Below are 9,678 nucleotides of genomic sequence, written 5' to 3' on the forward strand. Positions count from 1 at the left end.
CAAGTGGGACACGCTGCGCGATCTCGGCCTGGATGACGACCACATTGCCAACTCGCGTGACACGGGGTTTGCGGGGAAGTTCCTGGCGGTCACCGACGGCGAGGGTGTGGATGTGGTTCTGAACTCCCTGGCGGGGGAGTTCGTGGACGCATCGCTCGGATTGCTGCCGCGGGGTGGCCGGTTCCTGGAGATGGGCAAGGCCGACATCCGGGATGTCGACTCGTTGCCCGAGGGTGTGGTGTATCGGGCGTTCGATCTGGTGGAGGCGGGGCCCGCGCGTATCGGGGAACTCCTCGCCGAGTTGCTGGGGTTGTTCGCGTCGGGTGTGGTGTCGGTGTTGCCGGTGCGGTGCTGGGATGTGCGGCAGGCGCGGGAGGCGTTCCGCTTCGTCAGCCAGGCCAGGCATGTGGGCAAGGTCGTCCTGACCGTTCCGCACGGCCTCGACCCGGACAAGACGGTGCTGGTCACCGGCGGCACGGGTTCGCTGGGTGCACAGGTGGCCCGGCACCTGGTGATCGAGCACGGGGTGCGCAGGTTGCTGCTGCTCAGCAGGCGCGGGCTTGATGCGCCTGGTGCGGCCGATCTGGTGGCGTCCCTTGCCGAGTTGGGGGTGGATGCCGAGGTTGTGGCGTGTGATGTCGCGGACCGGGATGCGCTGGCCGCTGTTGTGGAGGGTCGTGCGCTGACGGCTGTCGTGCACACGGCCGGTGTGCTGGACGACGGGCTGTTCGCGTCGATGACGCCTGAACGGCTGCGCGCTGTGTGGGAGTCCAAGGCCCGTGCTGCCTGGAATCTGCACGAGGTGACGCAAGGTCAGGATCTCGCGTCGTTCGTGCTGTTCTCGTCGGTCGCGGGTGTGCTGGGCAGTGCGGGCCAGGCCAACTACGCCGCCGCCAACGCCTATCTGGACGCCCTGGCCACCCATCGCCGCGGCCTCGGCCTGCCCGCCGTCTCGCTGGCCTGGGGGCCGTGGCACCAGAACGGCGGCATGACCGGCCACCTCACCGAGAGTGACCTGCGGCGCATGGCCGGATCCGGGATGCCGCCGTTCGGCACGGAGGAGGGCCTGGCCGCCTTCGACGCCGGAAGGGCCGCGCCCGGCCCCCTCGTCGTCGCCGCGCGCCTCGATCTGCCGGTGCTCGCGACGGCCGAGCGGGACACCGTTCCGCCCCTGCTGCGTGACCTCGTCCTCCCGCCCCGCCGCCGCGCCGAGCGGGCCGCCACCGTCGCCGACGACGGCACCGCGCCGCTGGCGCGCAGGATCGCCGGACTGACCGGCACCGAGCGGGCCGAGGCCGTCCTCGAAGCCGTCGCCGCCCAGGTCGCCGCCGTCCTCGGCTACGGGACGGCCGAGACCGTGGACCCCGGACGGGCGTTCAAGGACCTCGGGTTCGACTCGCTCACCTCCGTCGAACTGCGCAACCGCCTGAGCACCGCCACCGGCCTGCGGCTGCCCGCCACCCTCGTCTTCGACCACCCGTCGGTCGCCGTACTCGCCGCGCACCTGCTGACCCGGCTCTCCGACGGCACCTCGGCCGCGCCCGGCCGCCCCGCGGTCACCGCCGCCGCGCCCGGCGAACCGATCGCGATCATCGCCATGGCCTGCCGCTATCCCGGCGGTGTCAGGTCCCCCGAGGACCTGTGGGAGCTCGTGCGCTCCGGCGCCGACGCCATCGGCGCGTTCCCCGGCGACCGCGGCTGGGACACCGGCCTCTACGATCCTCGGGCTCGCGGCGCCGGCACGACGTACGCCGACGAGGGCGGGTTCGTCCACGACGCCGGCGCCTTCGACCCGCTGTTCTTCGGCATCTCGCCGCGTGAAGCGCTGGCCATGGACCCGCAGCAGCGGCTGCTGCTGGAGACCGCCTGGGAGGCGTTCGAACGCGCCGGGATCGACCCGCACACCGTGCGCGGCAGCCACGCGGGCGTCTTCGTCGGCGCCGCCTACTGCGGGTACGGCACCGGAGCCGGCGAACTGCCCGAAGGGCTGGAGGGCCACCTGCTCACCGGCAGCACCGGCTCCGTCGCCTCCGGCCGCATCGCCTACACCTTCGGTCTGGAGGGCCCGGCCGTCACCGTCGACACCGCCTGCTCCTCCTCCCTCGTCGCCCTGCACCTGGCCGTGCAGGCCCTGCGGGGCGGCGAGTGCACGATGGCGCTGGCCGGCGGCGCCACTGTGATGGCGACCCCCGACATCTTCACGGAGTTCAGCCGGCAGCGCGGCCTGGCCGCCGACGGGCGCTGCAAGTCCTTCGCCGAGGCCGCCGACGGCACGGGATGGGGCGAGGGCGCCGGCCTGCTGCTGGTCGAGCGGCTCTCCGACGCGCAGCGCAACGGCCACCAGATCCTGGCCGTCGTCCGCGGTTCGGCCGTCAACCAGGATGGCGCGAGCAACGGCCTCACCGCCCCCAACGGCCCCGCCCAGCAAAGGGTGATCGGCCAGGCCCTCTCCAACGCCGGCCTCGCGCCCGCCGACGTGGACGCCGTCGAGGCGCACGGGACCGGGACCGCGCTCGGCGATCCCATCGAGGCGCAGGCGCTGCTGGCCACCTACGGCCAGGACCGCCCGGCCGACCGGCCACTGCTGCTGGGCTCGGTGAAGTCCAACATCGGCCACACGCAGGCCGCGTCGGGCGTGGCGGGCGTCATCAAGATGGTGCAGGCCATGCGGTACGGCGTGCTGCCCCGCACGCTGCACGTCGACCGGCCCTCCACGCACGTCGACTGGACCGCCGGCGCCGTCGAACTCCTCACCGAGGAGCGGGAGTGGCCGTCCACCGACGCGCCGCGCCGCGCCGCCGTCTCCTCCTTCGGCATCAGCGGCACCAACGCCCACACCGTCATCGAGCAGGCCCCGCCCCTCCCGGCCGCCGCCCCGGAGCGGACTCCCCGCCACGACAGCGGCACCGACCTGCCGTTCCCCCTGTCCGCCGCTACGGGGAACGCCCTGCGCGACCAGGCCCGCCGCCTCGCCGCCGCCCTCCGCGAGGGCCCCGTACCGCCGCTCCCCGACCTCGCTCACGCGCTCGGCACGACCCGCGCCCGCCTCGACCACCGCGCGGTGCCGGTCGCCCGTACTACCGAGGACCTCCTCACCGCCCTCGACGCCCTCGCCGACGGCACCTTCGCCGGCCCGGCCGGCAACGCCGCCCCCGGGAAACTCGCCTTCCTCTTCACCGGGCAGGGCGGTCAGCGATCCGGTACGGGGCGTGAACTGGCCGCCGAACAGCCGTTGTTCGCGGCGGCGTTGGACGAGGTGTGCGGGCTGTTCGAGGGGGAGTTGGAGCGGCCGTTGCGGGAGGTGATGTTCGAGGCGGAGTCGGTGGATCTGGACCGTACCGTCTATACGCAGGCGGGGTTGTTCGCGCTTGAGGTGGCGTTGTTCCGGTTGGTGGAGTCGTGGGGTGTGCGGCCGGACTTCGTCACCGGTCACTCCATCGGTGAGCTGACCGCCGCGCATGTGGCGGGTGTGCTGTCGCTGGAGGACGCGGTCCGACTTGTAGCGGCGCGGGGTCGGTTGATGCAGGCCCTGCCCGCTGGTGGTGCCATGCTGGCCGTCCAGGCGGAGGAGGCGTTCGTACGGGAGGCGCTGGCGGGCCGCGAGGATGTGGCGGTCGCGGCGGTCAACGGGCCTGAGGCTGTGGTGGTTTCGGGTGCGGGTGACACCGTCGCCGAGTTGGAGTCGGTGTGGCGTTCGCAGGGCCGTAAGGTCAAGCGGCTGACCGTTTCGCACGCGTTCCACTCGCCGCTGATGGACCCGATGCTGGCCGACTTCCGCGCGGTCGCGGAGTCGCTGACGTACCACAGCCCTCGTATCCCCGTCGTGTCCAACGTCACGGGTGACCTGACCGGTGACCTCACCGACCCCGCGTACTGGGTGACGCATGTCCGCGAGGCGGTCCGCTTCGCGGACGGTGTGCGCACCCTGAGCGACCGTGGTGTGCGCACCCTCGTCGAGCTGGGCCCCGACGCCGTCCTCACGGCCATGGCCCGTCCGCTGGTGGAGTCCGGGACCGCGGTCGTCCCCTCGCTGCGCGCCGGGCGGAGCGAGGCCGCGGCCGTCGCACACACCGCGGCCGGCATCCTCGCCCAGGGGCATGCCCTGGACTGGGCCGCCTACCTCGGCGACCCGGCCCCGCGACGGGTCACCCTGCCGACCTACGCCTTCCAGCGGGAGACCTACTGGCTGGGCTCCACCACGTTCGTCGGCCGCCGTACCGCCGCCGCGGCACCCGTCACCGAACCCTCGGACGGCCCCTTCTGGTCCGCTGTCGAACGCGGCGACCTCGACGCTCTCGCCGGCACGCTCCGCCTCACCGACTCCGACGCCCTCGGCGCCGTACTTCCCGCGCTGTCCACCTGGCACCGCGACCGCCGCGAGCGCGCGGCCCTGGACCGCCTGCGCTACCGCGCCACCTGGCAGCCGCTGCCCGACCCGGCCGGCGGCGCCACCTCCACCGCGGCCGGCACCTGGCTGATCGTCGCGCCGCCGGCCGCCGACGCCCTCGCCGACACCGTCGGCGGCGCCCTCACCGCCGCGGGCGCGGACGTCGTCCGCCTCGCGGCCGAGCCCGGCGACGACCGCGGCGTCCTCGCCGACCGCCTCCGGGAAGCGGCAGCCGTCGCGGGGGAGACCGCCGGTGTGCTGTCGCTGCTCGCCCACGACGACCGCCCGCACCCGGAGCACCCCGGCCTCGGCGCCGGACTGGCCCTGACCAGCGCTCTCGTCCAGGCACTTGGTGACGCCGAACTCACCGGCCGGGTATGGGCGCTGACGTCCGGTGCGGTGACCGCGACGGACGGCGACACCGTCACCCACCCCGCGGCCGCGCAGGTGTGGGGCTTCGGCCGGGTCGCCGCCCTGGAACACCCGGACCGCTGGGGCGGCCTCGTGGACCTGCCCGAGCAGCCGGTCGAACGCGACCTGGTCCGGCTCCTCGCCGTCCTCGCCGGAGCCGCGGGCGCCGAGGACCAGCTCGCCCTGCGCGACAGCGGCCTCTTCGCCCGCCGCCTGCAACACGCCCCCGTCCACGACCCCGCCGCCCCGGGCCCGGCAGGTCCCGCCGGCGCCGCGTCCCACGCGACCACCGCCAGGCGTGCGACCGCGGCCCCCTCCGCCGCCGCGCCCGCGCCCGCGTCCGGCGGCCTGCCCGCCGCCACGTCCGTGTCCGTGCCCGCGAACGGCGATCAGTCGGCCGTCCAGCCCGCGCCCGTGCCCACGTCCGGCGGCCTGCCCGCCGCCACGTCCGTGTCCGTGCCCGCGAGCGGCGATCAGTCGGCCGTCCAGCCCGTGCCCGTGCCCGTGCCCGTGCCCGCGTCCGGCGGCCTGCCCGCCGCCACGTCCGTGTCCGTGCCCGCGAACCTCGACCAGGCCGCCGCCGCGTCTGCCGCCTCGCTCGCCCCCGCCGCCACCCCCGCCGCCCCCGTACCGACCGCCGGCGGCGCGGCCCCCCGGGCCGACTGGCCCGCCGCCGGAACAGTGCTCGTCACCGGTGGCACCGGCGCGCTCGGTGGGCACGTCGCCCGCTGGCTCGCCGCCAACGGCGCCACCCGCGTCGTCCTGACCAGCCGCCGCGGAGCCGAGGCCCCCGGCGCGGCCGAGCTCCTGGCCGAGCTGGCGGACGCGGGCGTCGACGCCACCGCAGAAGCGTGCGACGCCGCCGACCGGGACGCGCTGGCCGCACTGCTGGAGCGGTCGCGGGCCGCCGGCGAGCCCGTACGGGCCGTCGTCCACGCCGCCGGCCTCCCGCAGGCCGGCACCATCGCCGACACGGAACCGGCCGAACTGGCCGCCGTGGTCGCCGCCAAAGTCGACGGCGCCCGTCACCTGCACGAGCTGCTCGCCGGCGAGGACCTGGCCGCGTTCGTCCTCTTCTCCTCCATCGCCGGTGTCTGGGGCAGCGCCGGGCAGGGCGCCTACGCCGCCGCCAACGCCTACCTCGACGCCCTCGCCGAGCACCGGCGCGAGCGCGGCCTGCCCGCGACCGCCGTCGCCTGGGGCCCGTGGGGCGGCGCGGGCATGGCCGCCGACGAGGAGGCCGCAGCCCACCTGCGCCGCCGCGGACTCGCCCCCCTGGAACCCGGCACCGCGCTGCGTTCCCTCCACCTCGCGCTCACCGCGGGGGAGACCGCCTGCGCGGTCGCCGACGTCGACTGGACCGTCTTCGGCCCCTCCTTCAGCGCCGCCCGGCCCAGCCCGCTGCTGACCGGCCTGCCCGAGGCCGTCGCCCTCGACGCGCCGGCCGCCGACTCCACGCCCGAACCCGCCCTCACCGCCCGGCTCGCCGGACTGACCGCCGCGGAGCGCCGCCGTACCCTGCTCGGCCTCGTACGAACCGAGGTCGCCGCCGTCGTCGGCCTCGGCTCCGCGGACGCCGTCGAACCCGACCAGGCGTTCAAGAACCTCGGCTTCGACTCCCTCACCGTCCTGGAACTGCGCGACCGGCTCACCAAGGCCACCGGTCTGAGCCTGCCCAGCACCCTGATGTACGACTACCCGAACGCCGCGGCCCTCGCCGGCCACCTCGACACCGCGCTGCCCGGCGCCCAGGGCGCCACCGGCCCCGCCACGACCCCGGGCGTCCCGCTGCTGGCCGAACTCGACCGCCTGGAAGCCGCCCTGACCGGCGTACAGCCCGAGGAGCTCGACACCATCGCCCCGGACGACGCCGCGCGGACGAAGATCGCCCGCCGGTTGCAGGACCTGCTCGCACTGTGGAACGACGCCCGTGGCATGTCGGACACCGGGGGCCTCACCGACCACCTCGACGACGCCTCCGACGACGACCTCTTCGATCTCATCGATCGCAACTACGGCCGCGCCTGACCCGCCGGCATCCACCGACCTCCTCCACTCCCGCTCACACACACGGGCGCTCACACACACGGGTGATGACAGCGATGGCCAACGAAAGCAAGCTCCGCGAATACCTCAAGCGCGTCATCACGGACCTGAACGACGCCAACGAGCGCATCCGCGAGTCCGAGGAGGCCGACCGCGAGCCCATGGCGATCGTCGGCATGGGCTGCCGCCTGCCCGGCGGGATCACCTCCCCGGAGGACCTGTGGCAGGCCGTCGCGGCCGGCACCGACGCCATCGGCGCCTTCCCCACCAACCGCGGCTGGGACATCGACGCCCTCCACGACCCCGACTCCAGCCGGCCCTGGACCACCTACTCCGACCGCGGCGGCTTCGTCCACGACGCCGACGCCTTCGACCCGGCGTTCTTCGGCATCTCGCCCCGCGAGGCCCTCACCATGGACCCCCAGCAGCGGCTGCTGCTGGAAGCCTCCTGGGAGACCTTCGAGCACGCCGGGATCGACCCGGCCGCGCTGCGCGGCTCCCGTACCGGCGTGTTCGTCGGCACCAACGGCCAGGACTACATCAGCCTCCTCACCCACGCCCCGCAGGGCGGCGAGGGCTACCTCGCCACCGGCACCGCCGCGAGCGTCGTCTCCGGCCGCATCGCCTACACCTTCGGCCTCGAAGGCCCGGCCGTCTCCATCGACACCGCCTGCTCCTCCTCGCTGGTCGCCCTCCACCTCGCCTGCCAGGCACTGCGGCAGGGCGAATGCACCATGGCCCTCGTCGGCGGCGTGACGATCATGTCCACACCCGGCGCGTTCATCGAGTTCAGCCGGCAGAACGGACTGGCCCGCGACGGGCGCTGCAAGCCCTTCGCGGCCGCCGCCGACGGCACCGGCTGGGGCGAGGGCGTCGCCATGCTCCTCGTCGAACGGCTCTCCGCCGCCCGCCGCCTCGGCCACGAGGTCCTGGCCGTCGTCCGCGGCTCCGCGATCAACCAGGACGGCGCGAGCAACGGCCTGACCGCCCCCAACGGCCCCGCCCAGCAGCGCGTCATCCGCCAGGCCCTCGCCAACGCGCGCCTCACCTGCGCCCAGATCGACGCCGTCGAGGCCCACGGCACCGGCACCACCCTCGGCGACCCCATCGAGGCCCAGGCCATCATCACCACCTACGGCGCCGAACACGACGCCGAACACCCGCTGCTGCTGGGCTCGCTGAAGTCCAACATCGGCCACACCCAGGCCGCCTCCGGCGTCGCGAGCGTCATCAAGATGGTCATGGCCATGCGCCACGGCACCCTGCCGCGGACCCTCCACGTGGACGAGCCCACCCCCCACGTCGACTGGACCGGGCGCTCCGTCTCGCTGCTGACGGAGGCCACCGCCTGGCCCGAGACCGGCCACCCGCGGCGCGCCGCCGTCTCCTCCTTCGGCGTCAGCGGCACCAACGCGCACACCATCCTCGAACAGGCCCCCGAGGAGGAGCCGGCCACCGACGACTCGCCGGCCCGGCAGCCGTCCCTGCTGCCGGTGGTGCTCTCCGGCCGTACGGACACGGCGCTGCGCGCCCAGGCCGAGCGCCTCGCCACCGCCCTCCACCGCGACCCCGGACTCGGCGTCCTCGACACGGCGTTCTCCCTGGCCACCACACGCGGCACCCTCGAACACCGTGCCGTCGTCACCGCCGCGGACCGCGACGCCCTCCTCGCCGGCCTGGCCGCCGTGGCCGCAGGCGACACCCCCGCCTCCGTCACCCGCGGCGCGGCCCCGACCGACGCCGACACCGCCTTCCTCTTCACCGGGCAGGGCAGTCAGCGGTCCGGTATGGGGCGTGAGTTGTACGGGGCGTATCCGGTGTTCGCGGCGGCGTTGGACGAGGTGTGCGGGCTGTTCGAGGGGGAGTTGGAGCGGCCGTTGCGGGAGGTGATGTTCGAGGCGGGGTCGGTGGATCTGGACCGTACCGTTTACACGCAGGCGGGGTTGTTCGCGCTTGAGGTGGCGTTGTTCCGGTTGGTGGAGTCGTGGGGTGTGCGGCCGGACTTCGTCACCGGTCACTCCATCGGTGAGCTGGTGGCCGCGCATGTGGCGGGTGTGCTGTCGCTGCAGGACGCGGTCCGGTTGGTGGCTGCGCGGGGTCGGTTGATGCAGGCGTTGCCCGCTGGTGGCGCCATGCTGGCGGTGCAGGCGGAGGAGGCGTTCGTACGGGAGGCGTTGGCGGGTCGCGAGGATGTGGCGGTCGCGGCGGTCAACGGGCCCGAGGCTGTGGTGGTTTCGGGCGCGGTTGAGGCGATCGGTGAGCTGGAGGCGGCCTGGCGTTCTGAGGGCCGTAAGGTCAAGCGGCTGACCGTTTCGCACGCGTTCCATTCGCCGCTGATGGACCCGATGCTGGCGGACTTCCGTTCCGTCGCGGAGTCGCTGACGTACCACAGCCCTCGTATCCCGGTGGTGTCGAACGTCACCGGTGACCTGACCGGTGATCTGACCGACCCCGCGTACTGGGTGACGCATGTCCGCGAGGCGGTCCGCTTCGCCGACGGCGTCAGGACGCTCCACGCCCAGGGCGTGCGCACTTTCCTGGAGCTGGGACCCGACGGGGTGCTCAGCGCCATGACGCGCACGGTCCTCGCGGCCGACGAGTCCACCGGCGTGCTCCCCGCGCTGCGCGGCCGCCGCCCCGAGAACGCCGCCCTGCACGCCGCCCTCGCCGGGCTGCACGTACGCGGGGTGCGGATCGACTGGCAGGCGTTCTTCGCGGGCACCGGCGCCCGGCGCGTCCGCCTGCCGCACTACGCGTTCCAGCACGAGCGGTTCTGGCTGATGCCCTCCGACACCGAGGACGTCGAAGCCGTCGCCGCCGGCACGGACGCCGCC

General features: G+C 74.4%; 2 protein-coding genes. Both read left to right on the forward strand.

Going from position 1 to position 9,678, the window contains the following annotated elements; all coding sequences use genetic code 11:
• Positions 1–43 precede the first annotated feature (43 nt).
• A complete protein-coding gene (locus tag K7G61_RS35300) occupies positions 44–6,826 on the forward strand; it encodes an SDR family NAD(P)-dependent oxidoreductase (protein WP_374204347.1) in 6,783 nt (2,260 codons plus the stop codon).
• Positions 6,827–6,900: 74 nt separating this feature from the next.
• Positions 6,901–9,678 (forward strand): type I polyketide synthase (locus K7G61_RS35305; RefSeq protein ID WP_374204346.1); only part of this gene is annotated, 2,778 nt, incomplete at its 3' end.

This window comes from Streptomyces sp. HPF1205 (assembly GCF_020400825.1).
In the GTDB taxonomy this organism is placed as follows: Bacteria; Actinomycetota; Actinomycetes; order Streptomycetales; family Streptomycetaceae; genus Actinacidiphila.